The following is a 1,829-nucleotide window of genomic DNA, read 5'->3' as shown; positions in this document are numbered from 1 at the left end:
GCTGATATGTATAACAATAAGAAACCCAGAGATTTCATCGAGCATACGATTGGTTTTTTATTAACAAGATAGCGCAAACCGAGCAGAATCAAGACGGTAGGAACAGCAATTGCTCCAACACCAAAGGCGTGGAGTTGCATTTTATTACAAAGCGTGCCCAAACTACCGCAATCAAATCCAAAAAACGATAAGAGTGCAAAGATCCCCAATCCCGAAAAGAGGAATCCTAAAAGCTCATGTTTCATTTTTGGTTCCATATTAAATTTCCAAGAAAAGCGTGATTTTTTTGTGCGCTTTTTCGGTAATGTCTTAGTCATTGAATCACCCCTATCAAAATAAAATTCTACATATAATGTAAAAATCCTTGTGATTTTTAAAGTCTTTCTTAAATTCTTATAAAATAAGTCTGTTTTTAGGAAGATAATAAAAGTAAAAAGGTAACTATCTAAAGATTAGCATAGTTACCTTTTATTCTTCTTTATTCCTTGATAGCAAGTACAGCGGCGATCCTGCCTGTTTTACCTTGTTCAGCACGATAGGAAAAGAGAATTTTGGCATTGCAAGATGTGCAGATATCGGCTGATACGATATTGGCAGACGGTACGCCGATCTCTTCCAGTTGCAGGCGATTGGCCTGCCATAAGTTGAGATGGTATTTTCCTTGCTCATCACTCGGTGTCAGAAATGTATCAAGCGATACATATTCTTTGCGGAATTCGTTGACGACATGATCGTCTACTTCATAGCAGCACGCACCGATCGACGGTGCGATACCGATAAGGCAATTTTGAGGCTTGGTGCCAAAACGGGCTTGCATTTGAAGAAGGGTCTTCTGCCCTATCTTCTTCGCGGTGCCTTTCCAACCTGCATGGCTTAGACCGATGGCGCGGTTGACGGGATCAACCAAAAGAATAGGCACGCAATCGGCAAAACATAAGAAAAGTGCAACGTTTGGACGATCGGTAATAAGTGCATCACAATCAGAGATTGCATCAGTGTAGCTCCATACACCACGTCCGCGATCTTTTTCGGTAACATAGACGATCCGCTCTCCGTGGACTTGCTGTGGCGTAACGATTCTGTCGTCAGAAAGACCGATAGCATGGCAGAACTTCTTTCTGTTTTGAATAACATGGTCGGGATCATCACCTGTATGGAGCGCCAAATTTAAATCACCGTTTTGACTATATCCTCCGAATCGTGTCGATACAGCTTGCGTTACAAAATCGGGAAAGTGAGTGAATTGTCCGTACCATATCCCGTTTGGGGCATAGCGTGTGATATAGGTATCATTTATTGACATACACCGCACCTCCTGCAGCCGTCGAAACAACGAAGTGTATGCATACGTTGTTTCGCCTTCTCCAATTCATGCCAGAGATACTCGGGCGTTACTTTCATATCCAAATGAAACCATGGGAAAATCTCTTCTTTCTCGCGTAAACGATAGAGATAAAATTCATCTTTTAGATCAGCAGATTTCAACGCCCGCATAAAGGCTTTTGCTCCGCCCGCCTCTATTGCAGACAGCAATACTTCACCAAGACGACGGTCACCGCGTGCAAGGATACCTTGTACATAGGCTTCTTTCGGTGATTCGATGAGTACTTGGATCTTTTTCTCGGATTGGAGCGATTTTTGCAGATGCTTTAACTTCTGTTCGACAGATTTTTTGTCTGCCATAGGAAGCCATTGAAATGGTGTGAATGGTTTGGGAATAAAAGGATTCACGCTGAGTGACAACGTTCCTTTACTGCCATGTTCACGCATATATGTTTGCAGATTTTTTGCAAGTGCAATAATGGCATCAATATCTTCATCTGTTTCGT

Annotated in this window: 3 protein-coding genes; all 3 read right to left on the bottom strand. The window is 42.2% G+C overall.

What is annotated here, in order from left to right:
• On the bottom strand, positions 1–317 hold a 317-nt coding region (locus tag IJN28_01505; GenBank protein ID MBQ6712449.1), incomplete at its 3' end, for a hypothetical protein.
• Between the two features lie 161 nt (positions 318–478).
• Positions 479–1,303: a peptidoglycan editing factor PgeF gene (gene pgeF, locus IJN28_01500; GenBank protein MBQ6712448.1), complete on the bottom strand. Its 825-nt coding sequence runs from the start codon at positions 1,301–1,303 to the stop codon at positions 479–481.
• Positions 1,294–1,829 (bottom strand): B12-binding domain-containing radical SAM protein (locus IJN28_01495; protein ID MBQ6712447.1); only part of this gene is annotated, 536 nt, incomplete at its 5' end. The genes IJN28_01495 and pgeF, both read right to left, overlap by 10 nt.

The sequence above is a fragment of the Selenomonadales bacterium genome (genome assembly GCA_017442105.1).
In the GTDB taxonomy this organism is placed as follows: domain Bacteria; phylum Bacillota; class Negativicutes; order RGIG982; family RGIG982; genus RGIG982.
The sequence above is the reverse complement of the archived record's forward strand: the minus strand, read 5'-3'. Positions and strand labels throughout refer to the sequence as shown.